18 protein-coding genes and 2 pseudogenes are annotated in these 21,042 nt (G+C 70.5%); 8 read left to right on the top strand and 12 right to left on the bottom strand.

Going from position 1 to position 21,042, the window contains the following annotated elements; all coding sequences use genetic code 11:
* Nucleotides 1-37: 37 nt before the first annotated feature.
* A pseudogene (locus ACGFZK_RS03380) lies at nucleotides 38-163 on the top strand (DUF4235 domain-containing protein); the annotation flags it as partial.
* A 34-nt stretch (nucleotides 164-197) separates the two neighbouring features.
* Here ACGFZK_RS03380 and ACGFZK_RS03375 read toward each other — a convergent pair.
* The 4 genes from ACGFZK_RS03375 to ACGFZK_RS03360 form a co-directional block, all read right to left on the bottom strand.
* A complete protein-coding gene (locus tag ACGFZK_RS03375) occupies nucleotides 198-455 on the bottom strand; it encodes a DUF6479 family protein (protein WP_393847120.1) in 258 nt (85 codons plus the stop codon).
* 153 nt (nucleotides 456-608) lie between these two features.
* Complete coding sequence (locus ACGFZK_RS03370) at nucleotides 609-1,502, bottom strand: SDR family oxidoreductase (protein ID WP_393847119.1); 894 nt, start codon at nucleotides 1,500-1,502, stop codon at nucleotides 609-611.
* A gap of 43 nt (nucleotides 1,503-1,545) precedes the next feature.
* Nucleotides 1,546-2,169, bottom strand: a complete 624-nt coding sequence (locus tag ACGFZK_RS03365) for a flavodoxin family protein (RefSeq protein WP_393847118.1) — start codon at nucleotides 2,167-2,169, stop codon at nucleotides 1,546-1,548.
* A gap of 273 nt (nucleotides 2,170-2,442) precedes the next feature.
* The gene (locus ACGFZK_RS03360) at nucleotides 2,443-3,753 is read right to left on the bottom strand and encodes a glutathione-independent formaldehyde dehydrogenase (protein ID WP_393847117.1); all 1,311 of its coding nucleotides are present in this window, start codon (nucleotides 3,751-3,753) and stop codon (nucleotides 2,443-2,445) included.
* A gap of 328 nt (nucleotides 3,754-4,081) precedes the next feature.
* Between ACGFZK_RS03360 and ACGFZK_RS03355 the strand changes: the two genes are divergently transcribed.
* Nucleotides 4,082-4,378 (top strand): hypothetical protein, encoded by a 297-nt coding sequence (locus ACGFZK_RS03355; protein WP_393847116.1) that lies wholly within the window; start codon nucleotides 4,082-4,084, stop codon nucleotides 4,376-4,378.
* Here ACGFZK_RS03355 and ACGFZK_RS03350 read toward each other — a convergent pair.
* Nucleotides 4,314-5,507: pseudogene (locus ACGFZK_RS03350) on the bottom strand (PP2C family protein-serine/threonine phosphatase). The gene ACGFZK_RS03355 and the pseudogene ACGFZK_RS03350 overlap by 65 nt on opposite strands.
* A gap of 112 nt (nucleotides 5,508-5,619) precedes the next feature.
* Between ACGFZK_RS03350 and ACGFZK_RS03345 the strand changes: the two are divergent.
* Nucleotides 5,620-6,393 carry a response regulator gene (locus ACGFZK_RS03345; protein WP_393847115.1) on the top strand — a complete coding sequence of 258 codons (774 nt, stop codon included), beginning with the start codon at nucleotides 5,620-5,622 and terminating at the stop codon, nucleotides 6,391-6,393.
* Nucleotides 6,394-6,468: 75 nt separating this feature from the next.
* On the opposite strand, the gene ACGFZK_RS03340 is transcribed toward ACGFZK_RS03345, so the two are convergent.
* Complete coding sequence (locus ACGFZK_RS03340) at nucleotides 6,469-6,876, bottom strand: ATP-binding protein (RefSeq protein WP_393847114.1); 408 nt, start codon at nucleotides 6,874-6,876, stop codon at nucleotides 6,469-6,471.
* A gap of 287 nt (nucleotides 6,877-7,163) precedes the next feature.
* Here ACGFZK_RS03340 and ACGFZK_RS03335 point away from each other — a divergent pair, with 287 nt between their 5' ends.
* The 5 genes from ACGFZK_RS03335 to ACGFZK_RS03315 all read left to right on the top strand — a co-directional run bounded on the left by ACGFZK_RS03335 (nucleotide 7,164) and on the right by ACGFZK_RS03315 (nucleotide 12,449).
* The gene (locus ACGFZK_RS03335) at nucleotides 7,164-7,508 is read left to right on the top strand and encodes an STAS domain-containing protein (protein WP_393847113.1); all 345 of its coding nucleotides are present in this window, start codon (nucleotides 7,164-7,166) and stop codon (nucleotides 7,506-7,508) included.
* Entirely contained in the window at nucleotides 7,508-8,188 is a 681-nt protein-coding gene (locus ACGFZK_RS03330) for a response regulator transcription factor (protein ID WP_393847112.1), read from the top strand. Before ACGFZK_RS03335 ends, ACGFZK_RS03330 begins: the two co-directional genes overlap by 1 nt.
* Complete coding sequence (locus ACGFZK_RS03325; protein WP_393847111.1) at nucleotides 8,185-9,327, top strand: PAS domain S-box protein; 1,143 nt, start codon at nucleotides 8,185-8,187, stop codon at nucleotides 9,325-9,327. The genes ACGFZK_RS03330 and ACGFZK_RS03325 overlap by 4 nt, the downstream gene beginning before the upstream one ends.
* A complete protein-coding gene (locus ACGFZK_RS03320) occupies nucleotides 9,324-9,758 on the top strand; it encodes a response regulator transcription factor (RefSeq protein ID WP_393847110.1) in 435 nt (144 codons plus the stop codon). The genes ACGFZK_RS03325 and ACGFZK_RS03320 overlap by 4 nt, the downstream gene beginning before the upstream one ends.
* Before the next feature lie 444 nt (nucleotides 9,759-10,202).
* A complete protein-coding gene (locus tag ACGFZK_RS03315) occupies nucleotides 10,203-12,449 on the top strand; it encodes a M4 family metallopeptidase (protein ID WP_393847109.1) in 2,247 nt (748 codons plus the stop codon).
* 82 nt (nucleotides 12,450-12,531) lie between these two features.
* Here ACGFZK_RS03315 and ACGFZK_RS03310 read toward each other — a convergent pair whose 3' ends face one another.
* The 6 genes from ACGFZK_RS03310 to ACGFZK_RS03285 form a co-directional block, all read right to left on the bottom strand.
* Complete coding sequence (locus ACGFZK_RS03310; RefSeq protein WP_393847108.1) at nucleotides 12,532-13,314, bottom strand: calcium-binding protein; 783 nt, start codon at nucleotides 13,312-13,314, stop codon at nucleotides 12,532-12,534.
* Nucleotides 13,315-13,415: 101 nt separating this feature from the next.
* Nucleotides 13,416-14,198, bottom strand: coding sequence for a calcium-binding protein (locus ACGFZK_RS03305; protein WP_393847107.1), 783 nt, complete (start codon nucleotides 14,196-14,198; stop codon nucleotides 13,416-13,418).
* A gap of 287 nt (nucleotides 14,199-14,485) precedes the next feature.
* The gene (locus ACGFZK_RS03300) at nucleotides 14,486-15,436 is read right to left on the bottom strand and encodes a DUF916 domain-containing protein (protein ID WP_393847106.1); all 951 of its coding nucleotides are present in this window, start codon (nucleotides 15,434-15,436) and stop codon (nucleotides 14,486-14,488) included.
* A 71-nt stretch (nucleotides 15,437-15,507) separates the two neighbouring features.
* Nucleotides 15,508-17,457, bottom strand: coding sequence for an RICIN domain-containing protein (locus ACGFZK_RS03295; RefSeq protein ID WP_393847105.1), 1,950 nt, complete (start codon nucleotides 17,455-17,457; stop codon nucleotides 15,508-15,510).
* A 214-nt stretch (nucleotides 17,458-17,671) separates the two neighbouring features.
* Nucleotides 17,672-18,688: a metallophosphoesterase family protein gene (locus tag ACGFZK_RS03290; protein WP_393847104.1), complete on the bottom strand. Its 1,017-nt coding sequence runs from the start codon at nucleotides 18,686-18,688 to the stop codon at nucleotides 17,672-17,674.
* Between the two features lie 232 nt (nucleotides 18,689-18,920).
* Nucleotides 18,921-20,939 (bottom strand): glycoside hydrolase, encoded by a 2,019-nt coding sequence (locus ACGFZK_RS03285; protein ID WP_393847103.1) that lies wholly within the window; start codon nucleotides 20,937-20,939, stop codon nucleotides 18,921-18,923.
* Nucleotides 20,940-21,042 lie beyond the last annotated feature (103 nt).

The raw sequence follows: 21,042 nt of genomic DNA, 5'->3' as shown, positions 1-21,042 counted from the left end.
ATCGCGCTCGTGTCCGTCGCAGCCGCGGTCGTCGCCGATGAAGGCTTACACGTTCGCATACAAGCCCCTCGGCCTCGCTATCGGCGCCGCGAGCGGCCTGGTCACGGGTGCCGTGTTCACACAGGCGTGGAAGATCATCGAAGGTGAAGGCGACGCCCCCGGGGCCACGGACGCCCTTGGGCGGTTGCTCCAGTCGTTCAGCCGGCCCGATCGGTCGGGTTCACGGGTGGGGGATACTCCTGATCCTTTTGGTCGCGCGCGTGCTCTTCCGGGGTCTGCCAGGAGTCCGCGCGGCGCTGTGCGGCGGGGTTCTGCTCGGCTGGGGGCGCTTCCCGGCGCCTGCGTCGGCTGCCGTACCAGAAGGCACCGATCAGGAGGACGACGAGGACCACTCCGGCGGAAATGAGAAAGAGTGAGGCCTGGCCTTCGGCCGCGAGTGTTTCGATGGCAGTCATGCGCCGCCCCTACCCGCGATCCGCGGATGTACCAGACGCCGAACGGGTTTATATCGGCCGGCGTGCCTGCCCGGTTCGGCGCCGGCAGCCGGCCTCGTAGACGCGTCACCCATCCGGGCGGATCCCTTGTCCCGCGCAGCCGAGCGAGGCAGGTCAGGGGAGGGGTGTGCCGCCGGTGGCGTTGACGATCTCCCCGGTGATGTAACTGGCTTGGGGCGAGGCCAGGAAGACGTAGGCAGGGGCCATCTCTGCCGGCTGGGCCGCTCGGCCCAGGGGCGACTGCTTGCCGAACTCCGTCACGTCGGGCATGGTCGCCGGGATCAGCGGCGTCCAGACCGGCCCTGGGGCGACGGCGTTGACGCGGACGCCGCGCTCGGCGACCATCTGCGCCAGCCCGTGGGTGAAGGAGATGATCGCCGACTTCGTCATCGCGTAGTCGAGCAGGTGCGGGCTGGGCTGGTAGCCCTGCACCGAAGCGGTGTTGATGATGGATCCGCCACGCGGAATGTGAGCGAGGGCCGCGCGGGAGAGCCAGAACATTCCGTACAGGTTGGTCTTCATCACCCGGTCGAACTGCTCCGTGGTGATCGCCTCGATTCCGTCGGGCTGGGACATCTGGTACGCGGCGTTGTTGACGAGGATGTCGATGCGCCCCAGCTCGCCCACGGCGCGGTCGATCAGGGCCTCGCACTGTCCCTCGTCACGGATGTCGCACAGAACGGGAACGGCCTTGCGGCCTGCCTCGCCGACCAGTCGTGCGGTTTCGGCTGCCTCGTCCGCTTCCTCGGGCAGGTGGGTGAAGACGACGTCCGCGCCCTCACGGGCGAAGGCCAGGCACACGGCCCTGCCGATGCCGGAATCGCCTCCGGTGACCAGGGCCGCCCGGTCCAGGAGTACGTCGTGGCCTTGGTAGGAGCCTTCGCCGTGGTCCGGGCGGGGCTCCATCTCCTCGGTCGAGCCCGGGGGTTCCTGCTCCTGGTCGGGAAACGGTGGGCGCGGGTGGCGGGTGACAGGGTCGGAAACACGGGGTGCTTCGTGGGACGACATTCGTTTCTCCGGCTCTCCGGGGTGCGCAGGGGCGGGCTGTGGTTCAGCTCGCCGGGTAAGGGGCTGCCTTGAGGCGGCGGGCGAGGTGGGCGGTGTTCGCGGCGAGAGTGGCCGTCGTGCCGGCCGTCTTCTCCGGGGTCTTCTCGAGGTCCTGGTAGTCGGTGCCCTGCATCGCCTCGCCGACCCAGTAGGTGACGGCGTTCGGGGCGAGCGAGAAGCCGACGTCGCTCAGGCCCTGGAACAGGTCGGCGCTGACCTTGTGCGCGCCGTCCTCGTTGCCGACCACGCACACCGCGGCGACCTTGCCGTAGGTGAGCATGCGGCCTTCGTCGTCGGTCTCGGAGATCTCGGCGTCCAGGCGCTCCAGGACCCGCTGCGCGATGCTGGAGGCGTGGCCGAGCCAGATCGGCGTCGACAGGATCAGGATGTCGCAGCCCAGGATCGTGTCCCGGATCTCCGGCCACGCGTCCCCGTCGCCCATGTCGGTCTTCACACCGGGCTTCACGTCATGGTCGGCGATCCGGATGGTCTTGCCCGTGACGCCGTGCTCGGCGAGGGCGGCCATCGTCTGCTCGGCCAGCAGCTGCGAGCTGGACGGGGCAGGAGAGGGCGAGAGGGTGCAGACGAGCGCGACAGCGCGAAGCGGGGTGTTGTTGTTGGGGTCCATGGTGTCCGGCTACCCGCGAACCCGCATTTGATGTCGCACACGGGCCATTCATCCCCTTTGGCATCCCCTTTGGCATCCCCTTTGGCTCGATCCGGCTGGCGGTGTGCCGCGCCGGCCGATGCACCCCTGTCGGGCGTCGGGGCAATGCGAGGTGCCTCGGGTATGCGCACGATGAACGCGCGAGGCCATGGGAGGGGCGGGACGGTCAGCGCCCCCGGCCACTGCTGCGCGCCATGGGTCAAACGGCCGCCGAACCGCCCTGCCTACCGGTGCTCAAGGCTTGAGGGCCCGCTCCAGCTGCTCCTTGTTCATGTGGGAACGGCCTTCGATGCCCTGCGCCTTCGCTTCCTGGCGTAGTTCCTGCACGGTGTGGTGGGAGGATCCGCCCGCGCTGCGACTGCCTCGCTTGGCAGTGGACGCGTGGCGACTGCTGCCGTTGGGGTGGAGGACGACCTTGGTCCAGCCGTCGTCGCGGTTGTCGAAGTGCTCGTACGCCGATGAGGCCTCGTCGAGGCTGAGCTCGTGGGACACGAGGAAGCTCGGCTCGGCCTTGCCGCCGGCGATCAGGTCGCGCAGGGCCCGGTTGTAGCGCTTGACGGGCGCCTGGCCGGTGCCGACCCGCTGGCCCTTGAACCAGAGCATGCCGAAGTCCAGCGGTACCTTCCCCTGGGCTTCGAGCTCGCCCTGGGCCTCGGCGCCGCCCGGGTCCTCGGGCAGGAACACGCCGACCACGCCGATGCCGCCGGTGAACCGGACCGAGTCGATGAGCCCGTTCATGGTCAGGGTCGCGTCTTCCTTGCCCTGTGGGTCGTGGGCCTGGTAGCCGACGCATTCGCAGCCGTTGTCCGCGCCCAGGCCGAGGGTCGCGTCCTTGACGACCTCGGCCGGATCCTGCTCGGCGGTGTTGATCGCGATGGCGCCCATCTCCTCGGCGATCCGGAGCCGGTCGGGTTGGTGGTCGGCGACCCAGACGCGGCCGGCACCCTTGAGGAGCGCGGAGTAGGCGGCCATGAGGCCGACCGGGCCCGCGCCGTAGACGATCGTCTGGTCGCCGGGCTTGACGCCCGCCATTTCGGTGGCGTGGTATCCGGTGGGGAAGATGTCGGCCAGCATCACGTAGTCGAGCTGCCGCTCGGCGGCGTCCTCACCGAGGCGCAGCGCATTGAAGTCGCCGTACGGGACACGCAGCAGTTCCGCCTGGCCGCCCTGGTACGGGCCCATCTCGGCGAAGCCGTACGCGGCGCCGGCCATGTCCGGCTTGGGCTGCATGGTGAGGCAGTAGTTGGTCAGGCCCTGCTCGCACTGCTTGCAGAAGCCGCAGGCGATGTTGAAGGGCAGGACCACCCAGTCGCCGACCTTGACCTTGCTGACCGCCTTGCCCACCTCGACGACCTGGCCGAGGTTCTCGTGGCCGAGGGTCCGGCCCGTCTCGAAGGAGGTCCGGCCTTCGTACATGTGCAGGTCGGAGCCGCAGATATTGGTGGTGGTGATCTTCACCAGGATGTCGCCGGGGTGCTCGATCCTCGCGTCGGGAACGTCCTTGACCGTCACCGTCCGCGGTCCTTCGTACACTGCCGCTTTCATGGTCTTTCCTTGCCGGCGCCACGCTTCACCGGACTGTCCACGGCGGTGGTGGCACCTTGTGGGAGTGTGGGCGCGGTCGGCTTTGCCGGGCGACTCGACCGCGGGGCGGCGTCCGCCCGCCTCGGCGACTGACGCCTCTCCTATGCCGCCTACCCCGCTCACGTCACACCACGCGGGCTCCTCGGCTCTGCCTCGACCTTCTGTGCTCCGCCCCCTGGGGGCATCATCCAAATTTTGAATCCTTGATCATCTCCTTCGGAGGGGTGCCCAGGTCAGGGCAGGTGCGGTAGGTCATCGATCGCCCGGTACTGCTCCGTCCCTGGCCACGGTGCCCGGCGGCCTGGTGGCCCTGCCGGGCGTCTACCGCCCGCAGGCGGACACTCTGCTGCTCGCCGAGGCCCTCGCCCATGAGGACCTCGGGACGCGCACCGAGGCCCCGGAGATCGGTACGGGCACCGGCGCCCTGGCCCTGCACGCCGCAATCAGGGGCGCCCGGGTCACGGCGGTCGACGTTTCCCTGGCCCGCGGTGGCGACGGCCGGGCGTGCCGGGCTCGCGACGTCAGGACAGCCCTTGGCTGGAACCCCGCCGAGGCGGAGTACCGTCGGTGCGGCGTGCGGCGTTGAGCGCTCTGGTCTGGCTGATGAGGCTGTCCAGGTGCGCTGCGGGGTCCGTGGCCGGTGTGGTGTCGATCAGGGTCAGGAGCCCCTCGATGCCGAGCCGGCCGTCGGCGTCACCGTTGTGCCCTTCGGTGAGGCCGTCGGTGTAGAGGATGAGCGCTCCGGCGTCCGGGAGGGGGATGACGACCGTGGCGGGCCAGTCGTGGTCGCCGGGGACGATGCCGAGTGCGCGATGCCGTGCTCGGCGGCCACCTCCGGGGTCTTCGCCGAGGTGGTGAGCAGGGGTTCGTGGTGGCCCGCCAGATAGAGGGTGGCAGTGGCGGCCTTCTGATCGAGGGGGAGGAGCGTGCAGGTGGCGAACAGGGGCTGGGTGCCGCGCTCCGCCACCAGCAGGCGTTCCATGAGGTGCAGCAGGTCGGTGCCGTGGTGTCCGGCCAGGACGAGCGAGCGCCAGGGGATGCGCAGGCAGACGCCGAGGGCGGCGGCGTCGGGACCGTGCCCGCTGACGTCACCGGTGACGGCGTGCAGCAGCCCGTCGTCACCCTCGACGACGTCGAGGAAGTCGCCGCCGAGCAGGGCCTGTTCGGCGCCCGGCAGGTAGCGGGTGGTCACCGTGACGGTGGAGGTGTCGAGGAGGGGCCGGGGCAGCAGCCCGCGCTCCAGACGGGCGTTCTCCTCCGCGCGCTGCCGGGCCGACTGGGCTTCGGCTGCCGCGCGCTCGGTGTGGCTCCGGTAGACGGGGTAGCGGACCGTGCGGCGCAGCAGGTCGGCTTCGACCTTGCCTTGACGAGGTAGTCCTGGGCCCCGGCCGCCATGGCCTCGGAGCCTGCCTGCTGCTCGGACAGACCGGTCATGACGATCACCGCGGTGTGCGGGGCCATGGCGCGGACGGTGGTGACCGCATCGGTGCCCGACACGTCGGGCAGGTGCAGGTCGAGGAGGATGCAGTCGACGGCGCGGGCCGCGAGTTCCGAGCGGGCTGCGGCCAGCGAGGTGCTCGTGGTGAGCTCGAAGCGCAGCTCGGTGTCGCGGAGGAGCTCCTGACGAGCAGGGCGTCCGCGGCGTCGTCCTCCACGAGGAGGATGCGGTAGACCGGTTCGTCCCGCGCACGCGGCGGCCTCGTCGTGCCGGCCATCCTCTGAATCCCCTCCCGAGACGGTCGCCTTGCACAGTGGGCGCAGCGCATACTAAAGGGCGCTGGACAACCGTTGTTGTCGCTTGTCGGGACAGCCCTTAGGGTGCGGGGTATGCCAGGCAAGAACTTCCACCTGCGGACCACCCCGAAGGAGACAGCAGCTGTCGCCGACGCAGCCGTCGCCGACCTCGCCCGGCGCCTGGCTCTCCACCTGCAGACGGACCTCTCCACTCCGACAGCGGACGACCGCGCGCAGGCCCTGGCACGCCTGCACGTGCTGGACCACCTTCAACAGGCTGCAGAACGGTTGCAACGCGCAGCGGCCACCGATGCCGCGCGTGCCGGAGCCGGATATCCCCAGATCGGCCGCGCATGCGGCATGACCCGCCAGGGTGCCCGCCGCCGCTGGCCGGGGCTCTTCCATCACACCGACGAAGCACCCACGGAGCAACTGACGATGAACGCCCCCGCCCGCCCGTTCGATGTCCTGCTCGTGGAGGACGACATCGCCGACGCCATGCTCATCGAGGAGGCGCTCGCCGAGCGCGGGGCCCGCAACCTCGTCCAGGCCACCGACGGTGTCGCCGCCCTGGAGCACCTGCGCAACCCCGACAGCCCGCGCCCCGACCTCATCGTGCTCGACCTGAACATGCCCCGCATGAACGGCCGCGACCTGCTCCGCATCCTGAAGAACGACGCCGACCTCCAGACCATCCCCGTCGTCGTCCTCACCACGTCCGCCGCCCCCGACGACGTCGCCGGCGCCTACACCAGCCACGCCAACGCCTACGTGACGAAGCCCGTCAACCTGGACGAGTTCGAGCAGGCCGTCCAGAGCATCGACTCCTTCTACCTGGACACCGCAACGCGCCCGCCCCGCGCCTGACATCCCGCCGCTCAGTCCGCCGCGCGCAGCCATCCCGTCCCCTGCCGGCATTCCGATCCGTCACAGGGCCCGGGACTACCAGATCAGCTCCGCGTGGACGGTCTTGCCGTCGTGGCGGGGGACGACGCGTACCTGGCGGGCGAGGGTCTGGACGATGCCCCACCCGCGTCCGCCGGTCCGGTCGGGAGTCCGGGAGTACGGGGGGCGTGAGCTCGTGTCCCGCACGGTGATCTCGATCCCGCCGGGAACCAGGCCGAGTCCCAGGACGAAGGGCCCGGGAGCGTGGCGGACGGCGTTGGTCACCAGTTCGGAGACGACCAGCAGGACGTCATCGTGAAAGGTGCGGCGGGCGGGCGGGGAGTGGTGGCGGAGAAAGGCGTCCGCGGCTTCCCGCGCTTCGGCGATGCAGCCGGGCGCGCCGTCGAAGTCCACGCACTCCTGCGCATGACGGGCGTCGTGCGGAACGGCCGAAGAGAGCTCCATCCCCACGCCCCTTCCACTGAGTGCCTCACTGCTCGGGTGCCCCACCGCTGCCTGGAAGCCCGTAGCACTGTAGGGGCCCTGCCCCTTGGCGTTTCCCCACTGCAGGGTACCCAGCCCCGTTTGAAATTTTCACGGGTTCGCGTCCCTGCCGTCGTGCGCTTTCGCGCCGATCCGCCCACGAGGTGGTGACCCGTCAGGAGAATGGGTTCTTTTCTAGTGCAGATTCACTACTCTTGACTGGTGCCCATTACCCAGGCTGGGGGCTGCCGCATGAGAGAAGACGCAACGTGACCGGCCCGGTGTTTCAGGTCAGTACTGCACTCGAAGCCGATGTGGCCGCTCTGCGGCTCGTCGGCGCGTTGGACCTGGACGCCACCCCGCAGTTGCTCGCCGCCGTCGCCGACTGCTTGGCGCGGCGGCCCGACCGTGTCGTGCTCGACCTGTGGGGCCTGCGGTTCTGCGACTGCGCGGGGCTCAACGTGCTGATGGGGGCCAAGGCCACAGCGGATAGGATCGGCACCGAGCTGCGCGTGGAGGGCGCCCGCACGCAGGTGGCCCGACTGTTCGCTCTCACTGGCGTCGACGAGCTGTTCGCCGGCGGCGTGCCGCGTCTACCACCGAGGACCCTGTGATGCCTTCGACACCGCGGACCACAGCGGACACCGAGCCGCGCACCGCCGGGGGACGCATCACCATCCTGCTCGTCGAGGACCACGACATGGTGGCCGAGGCGATCCGGCTCGCCCTGGACCGCACCGACGACCTGGAGGTCGTCGGCCGTAGCCTGTGCGTGAAGGACGCGCTGGCCGACGCGGCCCGGCTGCGCCCCGCCGTGGTGGTGCTGGACCGGCGACTGCCCGACGGCGACGGCATCGCCGCCATCACCGCGCTCAAGGCCGCCGCCCCCGGCACCCGGGTGCTGGTGCTGACCGGCGAAGGGACACCGGCGATGGCCGCCCACGTCGCCGAGGCCGGTGGCTCGGGACTCATCCTCAAGGTCGACAACCTACGCGAGCTCCAGGACGGCGTACGCCTGGTGGCGGCGGGTGAAGTGGCCTTCAGCAAGGGACTGCTCAGCGGAGCGCTGGACCGGCTGGCCGGCAGGACCGGCTCGGGCACCACCCTCACCCCGCGCGAGCGCGAGACGCTCTGCCTGCTCGGCGACGGCCTGGGCACGGCCGAGATCAGTCAACGGCTCGGCGTCGCCCTCAACACCGCCAGGAACCACATCCAGCGGGTCCTGGAGAAGCTCGGCGCCCGCTCCCAACTGGAGGCGGTCGCCGTGGCCCGCCGTGAGGGCCTTCTCCGATGACCGGTGAGCACCACGCCGAACAAGGCGGCGCCCTCGCTCCGACCGAGACGGCGTTCACCCTGCTGGTCACGAGCGTCCTCGACTACGGCATCTTCATGCTCGACCCCGGTGGCCACGTATCCAGCTGGAACGCCGGCGCGGAGCGGATCAAGGGCTTCAGTGCCGCAGACATCATCGGCAAGCACTTCTCGGTCTTCTACCCGCCCGAGGAAATCGCGGCCCGCAAGCCCCACAGGGAGCTTGAAACGGCCATCGTCGACGGCCGGCTGGAGGACGAGGGCTGGCGCATCCGCAAGGACGGCTCCCGATTCTGGGCCAACGTGGTGATCACCCCCCTCTTCGACGAGACCGGGGAACTGCGCGGCTTCGGCAAGGTCACGCGGGACATGAGCGAGCGCCGCGCCGCCGAGCAGGCACTCACCGAACGCCGCCGCCTGTTCACCCACCTGGTACAGGCACAGGAGCTGGAACGCCGCCGCATCGCCTGGGACGTGCACGACGACTCCATCCAGGCCATGGTCGCCGTCGGCATGCGGCTACAGCTCCTCGCCGACCGGACCGGCGAGCCCTACGCGCGGGAACTCTCCCTGCTGGACGCGTCGGTGCGCGAGGCGGTGAGCCGCCTGCGCAACCTCACCTTCCGGCTCCAGCCGCCCGGCATCGACCGGCACGGCTTGGTCGAGTCGCTCTCCCAGCACCTCACCGAAGTGGTGGCCGTGAGCTGGGGACTCGAGCCGACCCTGGAACACGACCTGGAGAAGGAACCGGCCCCCGAGACCGCGATCACCATCTTCCGTATCGTGCAGGAGGCGCTGCTGAACGTGGGCAAACACGCCCGGGCGCGCACCGTACGGGTCAGCGTCACCACCGAGAACGGGGGCCTGCGGGTCCAAGTGGCCGACGACGGCACCGGCCACGCGGCGGTCGCCCCCAGGTCGCAGGAGCACTTCGGGCTGATGGAGATGCGGGAGCGGGCCGAGACCGCCGGCGGCTGGTGGACACTGCGGAGCGAGCCCGGTACCGGTACGACCGTCGAGTTCTGGGTGCCCGACCTGCCGACCGGGGAGCTGGACGAACCGCTGCCCGGGGCGCTCGTCAGGGGCTTCGACTCCCTGACCGCCACGCAGGGGCCGTCGTGACCCCGCCCGCCACACCCCGGGCTCCCCTGCGGGTGCTGATCTGCGACGACAACGACATACTGCGTGCGGCGCTGGCAGAGGTCGTCGGAGCCCAGCCCGACCTCATCCTGGCCGGCAGCGCGGCCAACGCCGACGAGGCGATCCGACTCGCCACTGCCCGAAGGCCGCACGTCGTGGTACTCGACGTGCGCTTCCCCGGCGGCGGCCCGTACACCGCCGAGCAGATCCTGCGCGCCGTCCCCGGCGCCCGCATCCTGGCGTTCTCCGCCTACGGTGACCACGGCCCGCGCAACGAGATGGCCGCGGCCGGCGTCGCGGGATACCTCGTCAAGGGCGTCACCAACGCCGGGCTGCTGGCCGAGGTCCGGGCCCTGGGAGCCGAAGCCCTCAAGGCCACTCCCTGCGCCGCCGACGGGGGAGCCGGCGCATGACGCCTGCGCCGGCCGGCTGTCAGGCACGCCTTCGGAGCTGAAAGAACGGGGAGAAGCCCCGCTCTCGGGGCGGCACCCAGGTCACCGAGGCCACCTTGGCCAGGCCGTCGTGTTTACGCTAACATCCACTCTCCGGCGTTACCGCGAGCAGCTTCATGCGTCCAACAGGCCGCAGCCTCGCGGTAGGACACGCCCCGAACTGTGAGATCAGCTCCGTCGGGCGGACTCGGACAGGTCCGCCCGGACCGCTTCGGCCGGCGAACGCCGGCCCCCGCACCGGGAGTCACAGTGAAACGAGCCCTCCGCACGACAGTGAGAGCTGGTGCCCTGTTATGCGGCGCCGCCGTGATCGCCATCGGCCTTCCGCCCGCCGCCGCTGCCACTGCCGACAGGGCGGCGGCAGCGCAGCCCCTCACCGACCCGCCCAGGGGAGGCGCCGCGAACGTGCGGCAGACCCCGGACGAGGACGCGTCCCTCCTCGCCGATGCCCGTGCGAGCCGGTCGGCCGTGGCAAAGGCGCTGGGCCTGGGCGGGCAAGAGGTTCTGGTGCCCACATCGGTCCTCAAGGACGTGGACGGCACGCTGCACACGCGCTACGACCGCACCTTCGCCCAACTGCCCGTGCTCGGTGGCGACCTGGTGGTGCACACTGCGCCGGGCGGAGCCGTCAAGGGCGTCACCAAGGCAGCGAGTGCCGCCATCGCCGTGCCCTCCACCACGGCCTTCGCGACGGCCGACTCCGCGGTGTCCTTCGCCGTCGGCCGGGCGAGCACCGAAGGCACCAAGGCCCCGAAGGCCCAATCCGTACGCAAGGTCGTCTGGGCCGCCTCCGGTCGCCCCACGCTGGCCTGGGAGACGGTCGTCGGCGGCCTCCAGCACGACGGCACACCCTCGGAACTGCACGTCGTCACCGACGCCCGGACGGGCGGCGAGATCTTCGCGTACCAGGCCGTCATGAACGGCATCGGCCATGGTCAGTACGCCGGCCAGGTCACCCTCGGCACCTCGGGAACCCCCGGGAACCACCTCCTCGAGGACGACACCCGCGGTGGCAACCGGACCACCGACCTGGGACACGCCTCCGACGACGAGGCGACCGGCACACTCTTCACCGACGCCGACGACGTCTGGAGCGACGGCAGCCCCGGCCACGGTCAGTCGGCCGCGGTGGACGCCCACTACGGCGCCCAGCTGACCTGGGACTACTTCAAGACCCTCCACGGCCGCAACGGCATCAGGAACGACGGGGTCTCCGCCCACAGCCGGGTCCACTTCGGGAACGCGTACTCCAACGCCTACTGGTGGGACCAGTGCTTCTGCATGACCTACGGTGACGGCGCCTACAACACCAACCCGCTGACCTCGATCGACGTCGCCGCGCACGAGATGACGCACGGCATCACGTCCTTCACGGCAGGCCTGCGCTACAGCGGGGAGTCCGGAGGGCTCAACGAAGCCACGTCCGACATCTTCGGCGCCGTGGTGGAGTTCTGGGCGGGCAACCCGTCCGACCCGGGCGACTACCTCGAGGGCGAAAAGATCGACATCAATGGCGACGGCACGCCGCTGCGCCACATGGACCGGCCCTCCAAGGACGGCGACTCCGCCGACCACTGGTACCCGGACCTCTCCCGGATCGACGTCCACCACTCCTCGGGCCCCGCCAACCACTGGTTCTACCTGGCCTCCGAGGGCAGCGGTGCCAAGCTCGTCAACGGCGTCGACTACGACTCACCGACCTACGACGGCAAACCGGTCAATCCGATCGGCCGGGAAGCCGCTGCGAACATCTGGTACCGGGCGCTGACGACCTACATGACATCGAACACCGACTACGCGGGCGCGCGCACCGCCACGCTCCAGGCCGCCGCCAACCTGTACGGGAAGGACGGAGTCGTCTACAACAACGTCGGGAATGCCTGGGCGGCCGTCAATGTCGGTCCCCGCATGGTCCAGGGCGTCACGCTGACCAGCCCGGGCAACCAGGTTTCGACGACCACCGCAGCGGTCGACCTCCGTATCCGGGCCGTCACCGGCAACCCGGGAGCCACGCTGACCTATGCGGCCACCACCCTTCCCGACGGCCTGACCCTCGACTCCTCGACCGGCCGGATCACCGGCACTCCGGCCACGGACGGCAACTCGGCCGTCACCCTCACGGCGGAGGACTCGACCGGAGCCACCGACGCGATCTCGTTCTCCTGGCTCGTTTACACCCCCGGCAACTGCACCACGACGCAGCTGCTCGACAACGCCGGCTTCGAGTCGGGACCGAAGGCCTGGAAGGCCAACGGCAACACGTCGCCGATCACTGACGACAACTCCTGGCTCCCTGCGCGCACGGGCTCGTGGAAGGCCCTGCTCGGAGGCCACGGCAACTCGGTCACCGGCACACTGACCCAGACCGTGTTCATACCGTACGGCTGCCGGGCCACGGTCGGCTTCTGGCTGCGGGTCGTCACCAGGGAGGACACCACGACCGTGCCGTACGACAAGCTGACCGTCCACGCGAACGGCGCGAGTCCGGCGACGTTCTCCAATCTGGACGCGAGCGACGGCTATGTCCGGCGGACCATCGAACTCGACTCGTTCGCGGGGCAGTTCGTGACCCTGACGTTCACAGCCAAGGAGGATCTGGCTGCCCCGACCTACTTCGTGATCGACGACAGCGCTCTGCACATCCATCCCTGAGCGGCCGGCGAAGCAGCGGGGCCCGTGGGGGCCGGTACAAGCCTGTGTGCGCCTCCGCCGGAGGCGCACACAGGCTGCTTCGTCAGGGGCAGTTGACCATCGCGTCGCCGGTGTCGCGGGTGCAGGAGTCGAACGCGGGACCGCCGTCGAGGCTGTCGTTGGCATTGACGCCGTCGGTGGCGACGAGGGTGTCGCTGCCCTCGCCGCCGTTCAGGGTGTCGTTGCCGCTCTCGCCGGTCAGGGTGTCGTTACCGGCGTCGCCGTTGAGGGTGTCGTTGCCCTCGTTCCCGTTGAGGGTGTCGTTCCCCGGCCCGCCGCTGATGGTGTCGTTTCCTCCCAGACCGAAGATGGTGTCGTTGCCCGGCCCGCCGTTGATGGTGTCGTTGCCGGGCGTCGCCCCCGTGAGGCCGAGGGCTCCGGCCGGTTCGTCCCCGACGAGGCGGTCGGCGTGCGGGCCGCCGTTGAGCCGGTCCTTACCGCTGCCTCCGTACAGGGTGGCCGGGGCGTCGAGGTTCGGGGAGACCGTGATGACGTCGTCACCGTCCTGCCCACGGGCCTGTACCTCCGTGGGGAGCGGGCACGCCACCGTGTCCTGTGTGCGGGGTTCGCACGGGGCCGAGGCGCGCACCTCGTCAGCGGTGTCCGAGACGAGGACGATGTCGCCCTGGCGGCGGATGGTGATGTCGTTGGCCACCCCCTGATCGGCGGTGACGAGCAGGGTCCCTCCGGACATCTCGACCACCGTGGCGCCCGCGAGGTGGCGGGGCTCGGCGGTGAGCGGGGCCGCCGAGGCGGGGGTGCCGGCCGGTGCGGCGCAGAGGAGTGCTCCCGCCATGAGTAACGCGCAGATGTGTCGCACTGCCATGTTCGTGTGTCTCCCTCGTCGTCGGTACGCGTTCGTCGTGGGCACGTGCATCGTGGGCGGGTCCGTACGAGGCCGTCCCCGTCCCCGCTCCCGCGGGCCGGTCACGGGCATTCGGTGACGCTGTCGCCCAGGTCGGCGCGGCAGGTGTCGCTCTGGTCGCCTCCCCGCACGTAGTCGTTGCCGCTGACCTCGTCGACGGCGTCGAGGTCGTCCCGGCCCGAGCCGCCGTCCACGAAGTCGTTGCCGGTTCCCGCGATCACCCGGTCGTTGCCGTTGCCGCCGCTCACCACGTCGTTGCCTGCGCCCGCGTTGATGATGTCGGAGCCGCCCCGGCCCTCGATCGAGTCGTTGCCGGGGCCGCCGAAGAGCCGGTCGGGGCCGCTGGCGCCGGTGAGCGTGTCGTTGCCGTCTCCCCCCGAGAGGAAGTCGGCACCCTCGTCGCCTTCCAGGGTGTCGTTGGCGCCGCCGCCGTGGAGGCTGTCGTCGCCGGCGCCGCCGACGAGGGTGGCTCCCAGGCTCTCCAGGAACGACGTGACGTCGTCGGCCTGGTCACCGGCGTGGACGACGAGCTCGGTGAGGCTGCCGGCCCCCGGGCAGACGGCCTCGTTGGCGCTGACCGTCCTGCACCCGCCCAAGGCGGCCACGGTGTCGCCGGTGTCCCTCACCCGGATGGTGTCGCCGGCCTGCCATACGGAGATGGTGTTGCTCAGTCCCACGGCGGCGGTCACCGTGATGGACGTGCCGGTCCTGCTCACCAGCGTGCCGTCCGCCGACGCTTCGGGCGAAGGCGCGCCGGGCGTCGCGGCCGCCGGGCCGGTGAGGGCCAGCGTGAGGCCGAGTACCGCTGTGACGAGTGCGATGGTGCGGGGTAACGCCTTGTCCATGATCTACCTCCTGGAGAGCGTTCGGGCACATCGGATGGCCTGAACGCTCGCCAGGGCATGAGAACGACGTGGGCAAGCCCCGACCACCCGAGAAACAACCACGATCCAACGTGTATGCACAAAATCAAACGCCGGATCGGGATGAGACTGCGGGCCCGGGGGACGGGTGTCAAGCGGCGCCCGCTCCATCACCACGCCTGTCCGAGCCTCCCACCTGCGCCGATCCGCCGTGGACGGAGCCCGGGCAGAACGGGCTTCGGCCAAATGTCGGCTCGATCGCGTGGGCGTCAGTCGCGAGCGGCGGTCCGTGCCGCGCGGGTGGCCCTGCGCCTGCGCCGGAGCAGCAACCAGGCGGCCGACAGGAGTGCCAGGCAACCCGCGAGGAGCCACGGCACCTTCAGGAAGCCGTCGGTTCCGGAACCACGGACGTGGTCCGCGCTCGCCGTGACGGTGACCTGGCCCCAGCCCGCGAAGGGGGCATCCGCCCAGGCCTCGGTGAGGCGGACCTTCTGCCCCGGGAGCAGCTCGGCCGGTACGTTCGCGAGCCGCCGTTCGCCGGGCCCGCCCAGAACGACGCCGCCGACGCGGAGGGAGACCCGGGGGGCGAGCTTCACGTTTCCCGTGTTGTGCAGGGTGTAGGCAACGGTCGATTCGCCGGTGCCGGTCCACGGTAGCTGCGGGCTCCGTGCCGTGAACCGCACGTCCTCCACGGCCAGGCCGGGTTGTTGCGGCCCTTCGACGCGCAGATAGATCCTGGCTCCGACACCGCGCTGGATGCCGAGGTGGGAGCCGTCCGCGGGCCGCACACGGGTGTCGACCGCGACGAGGGCGCCCACGTGGTCTCCGGGCGAGGCGTCACGGGGGACGTTGAGGGTGACGCCGACCGTCACTGCCGAACGCGCCGGCACCGTGACGGTGTCCCGCTCGGGCTTTCCCCAGGCGCCGACGTCTCGCTGGGTCTCCTCGACACCGCGTACGGCCAGTCCGCCGTCGCGTTCCGTGTTGTGGGCGTCGGCGACGTAGAGGCGCAACGTCAGCTCCGCGGTGGTGGTGTTGGTGACGACCGCGCGATCGTTGAGCGTTGCGCCGGGCTGTGCCGGCAGTTCGAAGGCCGCCCGTGGTGTGATCGCGGAGTCCGCGGGTCTGACCGACCATTCGCCGTTGTCCGCCGCCCCGGCCGGTGTGGGGGAAAGGGTCGTCAGGAGGAGAAGGAGCAGGGCAACGAAGGCGGTGCGCATGGCTCGTCAGCTTTCCGGGCGTCGCGGGCGCGTCGCGGGCCGGACGCGTGGCGTCCGGCCCGCGGGCGCTGTCAGAGGAGGGTGAGGGTGAGGATGCCGGTGTAGCTGCCGACGGGTGTGTACCTCGGGACGTCGAGGGAGACGGTGGCGTCGGCGGCGAACTCGCCGCCCGTCACGTCACCGCCTGCGGCGGAGGCCAGGGTCGCGCCGTCCTTTCCGACGACTCCGGGGCTGCCCGCCGCGCACGTGCTGGGACTGCCGCCCTGGGTGGAGCAGACGGGTGTCCAGGTGAGCCGGTCGGCCTCGATCTTCCCGCGCGGTCCGGCGAAGTCGGTGATCTTGCCGGTGAGTGACCAGCCGGCCGTGCCGCCGCGGAAGTCCTTCACGGTGACGGTGCCCAGCTGTCCGGCCGAGGTTCCGCCGGTACCGAAGTCGACCGGGGGGAGCCGGACGGGGTCCGCCGTGGTGGCCATGGTCAGTACGCCGGCTCCGACCGAGGTGGTGAGCTGCCGATCGGCCGTACCGGGGGCCGGCGGGTCGGTCGGGTCGGTGGGATCGGCAGGATCGGCGGAGGCGGAGACCTTCCAGGCCTGACCGGGCGAGCCGTCGCACGCGGACTGGACGATCCCGGCGCCCGCCGTGGTGGAGCCGCCCCGGACGGCAAGGCACTTGCTGCTGTGCTTGGCGACGATGCGTACGTACCCGTCGGGGAGGGTCTCGAAGCGCCAGCGCTGGTTGTCCCCCCAGCCGCAGTCGTACTGCTTGACCTCGGCGCCGTCAGCGGTCGACTTGTCCGCGACGTCCAGGCACTTGCCGCTGTGCTGGGCGAGGACGCGCACGTAGCCGTTGCTGTTGTCGGTGAACCGCCACTGGCTGTTCAGGGTGCCGGCGGCGCAGGTCTCCTGGGTCACCGGCACCTGGTTGTCGGAGGAGCTGCCGGGCACGGTGGCGCAGGCGCCGCTCCCCTTGTTGGTGATCGTCTGAGGGTCCCCTCCGGTGCCGGATATCCGGCCCGTCGCGGTGTCGATCGAGACCTGGGGGTACCACGGAAGGATCATGGTCGTGGCCGTGGGGAACGCCAGGGGGAGCCACACGTACGTGGAGTCGTTGACGTGCTTCGGGTCGGACCACACGCCCGCCCAACGGTCCCCCATGTAAAGGAAGGAGGTGGTCTCGCTGCCTTCCACGGGCAGGACGAACGCCGTCTGGGAGTGGTGGCCGTCGTGGCTTCCGACGTCCTTCATGGGCGACCACGGTCCCGCCAGGCTGGTGGCGGTGGCGTACTTCTGCTGGTTGGGGTCCCAGTAGCTGGTCCCGGAGGTGAGCATGAAGTAGACGTCACCGCGCTTGAAGAGGGCCGGTGACTCGCGGTGCTGGCCCGGCCAGGGGTTGGCCACCAGGTTCTTCACCTGCGTGTAGTCGTCGCTGAGCTCGTAGATGTGCAGGTCGGCGTTGTAGTTGGCCGAGGAGATCATGTAGGCCTTGCCGGCGGCCTTGTCCTCGTACACGGTGATGTCGCGGGACATGTGCTCGGCGCCGGAGGCGTCCTTCGGGCGGAAGGACCCCTTCCAGGTGTAGGGGCCGTCGATCGTGGAGGAGACCGCCACGGCGGCGCGGGCCTCGGCGTAGGAGTCGTCCGCCTCCTTGTGCATCCACATGACGAACTGTTTGGTCTTCTCGTTGTAGAGGACCTTGGGCCGCTCGATCACGGCGGAACGGATCTCCGGGTCGGCCTCCTGCGTCAGGACGTGACCGCGGGGCTCCCAGTTCTTCAGGTCCTTGGAACGGTACGCCGAGACGTAGCGGAACTTGTTGTCGTCGCCGCGGTCCTCACCGAACCAGTAGTAGTAGTCGTCGACTTTGAGTACGCCGCCGCCGTGGGCCTGCACCCCTTGTCCCCCGGTGTCCGGGAACTGGGTGCCGGGCTCGGTGGTGACGGGCGCAGCCAGCGCCGTCGGCGCTCCGCCGAGAACGGGGAGGAGCAGGCTCAGGCCGACGAGGGCGGATCTCACTCTTCGCATGCAGATCCTCGATGTCACCGCGCTCACGCCGGTATCCGGCACAGGGGAGTCCCGCTCCCCATGTGCACAGGAACCAACATTTCTGCGCGTGAACCAACAATTCTGAGCAGAGGCTGGCTCACCAGTACCTGAATGTCAACAGTTCGTAAACAATTGCGACATCCCGTGCATGACTCACGACCGCAGCGTCACCTTCGGGGGCGGCGCCCCCGGGTCAGATCGTGGTCGCCAGCGGAACGGAGATCTGCTTCAGCCACGCACCGGCCGCGAAGTCCCGGGCCCTGATGACGACACGGTCGCGGTGCACCTCCACCTGGAGGCCCTGGTTGAAGACGCCGGGTACCGTGCTCTCGCCCCCCTGGCCGTTGTCGGCGAAGCCGGTCTGTACGGCCCCGGTGTTGATCACCGAGAACCCGTCCAGGTTCGCCGTACCGGGCACGACACGCCGCACGTACCAGTCGGACAGCGTCAGGTCCCAGTGCGTGTGTCCGCTGAACAGGAACACGTCGCGGTGGCGCCCCAGCAGCCCGAGGAGCGCGTCTGCCTGGAGGTAGTCGCTCGTGTAGAGCTTGTTCCGGGTACCCGAGACCGTGTTCGGCAGGGGGTGGTGTGCGATCAGCATGACCGGCTTGCGGTGTCCGGACCAGTGGCGCAGGCGCTGCTCCAGCCACCGCAACTGCGCTTCGCTCAGCCATACTTCGTCCCAGAGCTGGGGGTCGTGGTAATGCATGTACCGCTCGGTGCCGATGCTGAGGATCGGTATGCCGCCGAAGGTGGTCTCGGCGTACACCGTGCCGCGCCCGGCGAACCGGTGGAAGCTGCGGAACAGGGAGTCCTCCGTGGCTCCGTTGGGCCAGGTGGCCAGGGAGAGCGTCTGCGGATCGGCGTACTTGGGGACGTAGAACTCGTGGTTGCCGATGGCCCACGCGACTTCGCGCGGGCGCGGGCCGCGTTCCAGCACCTGCCGCACCGCCGCGTACTCGAAGTCGTAGCCGCGCGGAGTGATGTCGCCGGCGACCGCGAGCCCCGAGCCGTGCGGGGCGGTGGCCCGGATGTCCCGCAGGGCGACGGCGAAGTCGTGCAGGTCGCCCTGGATGTCACTGATGACGTTGAACGTGCACAGCGGCGCGGTGGGAGGGTGGCCGAGTGGCTGTGCCGCGGCCGGCGACGAGGTCGCGGTGCCGAGGGCGACGGCGCCGGCCGTCGCTGCGATCAGAGACCTGCGTTTCATGGGTGCGTGGTCCTTCCACTGGTCCGGGGCGCGAACGAGCCGCCCCTGGGGGAGACAGCGCATGTTTACGCAATCAAGGCGACCTGCACGTGAATGCAGGGCAACGCTTGCCCTGGCCCTGGCCCTGGCCCTGGCCCTGGCCCTGGCCCTGGCCCTGGCCCGGACCCGACCCGGCGCCGCCGGTGACGGGTCGCAGGATCCGCCACCGGCAGCGCGTCTCACCCCGTCGGGACTAGCCGCCCGCGGGGTCCGCGCGGAAGGTCCAGGACTGGTTGCGCCCCGTGTTGGGCCGGTAGGTGCCGACCGGGGCGCCGTCGGCGGTGGAGGCACCGGTGACGTCGAGGAGAGTGCCGGTCGCGCTGTTGACCAAGGTGTGGTGCCCGTCTCCGGAGGTGGACAGCATCCACTGCTGCTGTGCGGACGGCCCCGGAGGAAGCAGGGTGAGTTCGCCGTCGGTGACGGCGAGTGCCTGCCCGCTGCCCGCGTTCGTCACCCGGTACGAGGCCGTGCTGCTCCAGTCGCCGGGCACCGACCGGGTGAAGGTCCACTGCTGTGCGGTGTCGGGGCGGTCCGGGGAGCGCTGGACGAGTGCGCTGCCGGCCCCGGGCGAGGCGGCGGTGAGGGCAAGACCGCTGTGGTCGTTGACGAGGAGCCGGGGGTCGGCGGCGGGGGCCGCCTTCTCGGGGTCGACGCCGGACGCGCCCGGTACGACGAGGGTCGTGACCGAGTGGGGGGCGAGGGTCACGGTCAGGCGCTTGCCGGTGGTGGAGACGTCGGCTTCCCGGTGGACGTTGCGGGTCGCGTCCGTGGTGTAGCGCTGCACCGGTGCGGAGGAGACGTCCCGGAAGCCGGTGAGGTCCAGGGCGACCGTACGGGCCGACCCCGTGGGGTTGGTGTGCACCACGACCGCACCCTGCCCGCCGGGACGCACGGCGGCCAGGGTGTGGTCGTCGTTCGTGCCGATGACGCGGGAGCCGGGCCGGATGAACCGGCTGTACTGGGCCATCGCCCAGTACTTCTTGTTCTTGCGCAGCGGCTCCTTCGCGGCGTGGGCCGGGGTGAAGTCGGTCTGGATCAGACCCCAGTTGGAGTTCTCGTGGGCCGGGGTCATGTTCTCGTAGTCCTCCACGGCCTGCCACAGCACCCAGGCCCGGGGCTCGAGCTGCGTGATGTCGTCGGTGATGCGCTCGGCGAGGTCGAGGGCCGGACTCATGTCGGTGAAGCTCTGCGGGACCGTGCCGCCCAGGTCCACCTCCGACATCCACAGAGGCGTGTGCGCGCCCTTGGCGATGTCCCGTGCCCCGCTGCGCCCGTTCGTCCCGTAGGTGTGGGTGTTGAGCCGTCCGACGGCGGAGCGGACCGTGCTGCCGTAGCGGTCCCAGTTGGCGCGGAACCTGTCCGGGTCCGTCTCGTCCATCGCCGCGATCGGCGTGCGCAGTCCGCTGCGGTCCAGTTCGGCGCGCAGCGCCGTGATCATGCGGGCCTGGGAGTCGGGGGCCCAGTGGGAGCCCTCCTGGCGTCCGCCCGCGCGCCAGTAGGCGGTGTCCGGTTCGTTGACGGGCGACACGGAGGCGAAGGTGACGCCCGTGCTGTTCTGCACGCGCTGCAGGGTCCCGGCCAGGTAGGCGGCGAAGCGCTCGTACTGGTCGGGGCGGAGGTTGTCGTGCGTGGGGTCGACCGCACCCGAGACGAGCCCGCTGTGGGTCATGAAGTGCGGCGGGGAGTTCGAGAACGCCTCGAAGGTGTCGGCGCCCCGGGCTTTGGCCGCCTTGAGCCACCAGCGCTGGTTTCCGTCGGCGTACGGGTCCCAGTGATCGGGGTTGTCCGGGTCCCACCCGTCGGGCGCCTCGGCGCCGGACCGGCTCCAGTGGCCGGGTACGGCTGCCCCGGCGCGCATGTAGGGCTCGGTCTCCGGGCTGTCACCGCCGCCGATGTTGTAGCGGGCGATGGTGAGGCCGAGTCCTTCGGCGCCGTACAGGGCGTCGGCGAGCCGGTTGCGCTGGGCGTCGGGCCAGCCGCCCGTGACGTTGGCGAACCAGGCGAGTGCGGTGCCCCATCCCTCGAACGGCGCCTGCTGGTAACCGGGATCGAGACGGACGGGCACCGCTGCCGCCCGGTCGGGGGCGGCTGCGGCCGGAGGCGACGCCGCACCGCCGACGAGGAGTGCGGCGACGGTCGCGAGCGAGGTGGCGAGGGCGGTGCGCAGGCGGAGCCGGGCGACGCCCGGGGGCCTTCTTCTGGAACCGAGCACAGGTGGTCTCCTGTCGTGAGCGGGTGCGGGTGCGGGTGCGGGTGCGGGGGAGAGGCGCCTGGCTGCGCCGCGCTGGGACGGGTGGGGCGGCCGCAGGACCGTT

Origin of the sequence: Streptomyces sp. NPDC048257 (assembly GCF_043201855.1) — a bacterium.
GTDB lineage: Bacteria > Actinomycetota > Actinomycetes > Streptomycetales > Streptomycetaceae > Streptomyces.
The sequence above is the reverse complement of the archived record's forward strand: the minus strand, read 5'-3'. Positions and strand labels throughout refer to the sequence as shown.

Excerpts from the sequence above, each read along its gene's own strand:
- ACGFZK_RS03300 (WP_393847106.1), bottom strand. The coding sequence starts at position 15,436 with ATGCGCACCGCCTTCGTTGCCCTGCTCCTTCTCCTCCTGACGACCCTT.
- ACGFZK_RS03330 (WP_393847112.1), top strand. The coding sequence starts at position 7,508 with ATGCCTTCGACACCGCGGACCACAGCGGACACCGAGCCGCGCACCGCC.
- ACGFZK_RS03325 (WP_393847111.1), top strand. The coding sequence starts at position 8,185 with ATGACCGGTGAGCACCACGCCGAACAAGGCGGCGCCCTCGCTCCGACC.
- ACGFZK_RS03365 (WP_393847118.1), bottom strand. The coding sequence starts at position 2,169 with ATGGACCCCAACAACAACACCCCGCTTCGCGCTGTCGCGCTCGTCTGC.
- ACGFZK_RS03290 (WP_393847104.1), bottom strand. The coding sequence starts at position 18,688 with ATGAAACGCAGGTCTCTGATCGCAGCGACGGCCGGCGCCGTCGCCCTC.
- ACGFZK_RS03345 (WP_393847115.1), top strand. The coding sequence starts at position 5,620 with ATGCCAGGCAAGAACTTCCACCTGCGGACCACCCCGAAGGAGACAGCA.
- ACGFZK_RS03370 (WP_393847119.1), bottom strand. The coding sequence starts at position 1,502 with ATGTCGTCCCACGAAGCACCCCGTGTTTCCGACCCTGTCACCCGCCAC.
- ACGFZK_RS03310 (WP_393847108.1), bottom strand. The coding sequence starts at position 13,314 with ATGGCAGTGCGACACATCTGCGCGTTACTCATGGCGGGAGCACTCCTC.
- ACGFZK_RS03305 (WP_393847107.1), bottom strand. The coding sequence starts at position 14,198 with ATGGACAAGGCGTTACCCCGCACCATCGCACTCGTCACAGCGGTACTC.
- ACGFZK_RS03360 (WP_393847117.1), bottom strand. The coding sequence starts at position 3,753 with ATGAAAGCGGCAGTGTACGAAGGACCGCGGACGGTGACGGTCAAGGAC.
- ACGFZK_RS03375 (WP_393847120.1), bottom strand. The coding sequence starts at position 455 with ATGACTGCCATCGAAACACTCGCGGCCGAAGGCCAGGCCTCACTCTTT.
- ACGFZK_RS03295 (WP_393847105.1), bottom strand. The coding sequence starts at position 17,457 with ATGCGAAGAGTGAGATCCGCCCTCGTCGGCCTGAGCCTGCTCCTCCCC.
- ACGFZK_RS03340 (WP_393847114.1), bottom strand. The coding sequence starts at position 6,876 with ATGGAGCTCTCTTCGGCCGTTCCGCACGACGCCCGTCATGCGCAGGAG.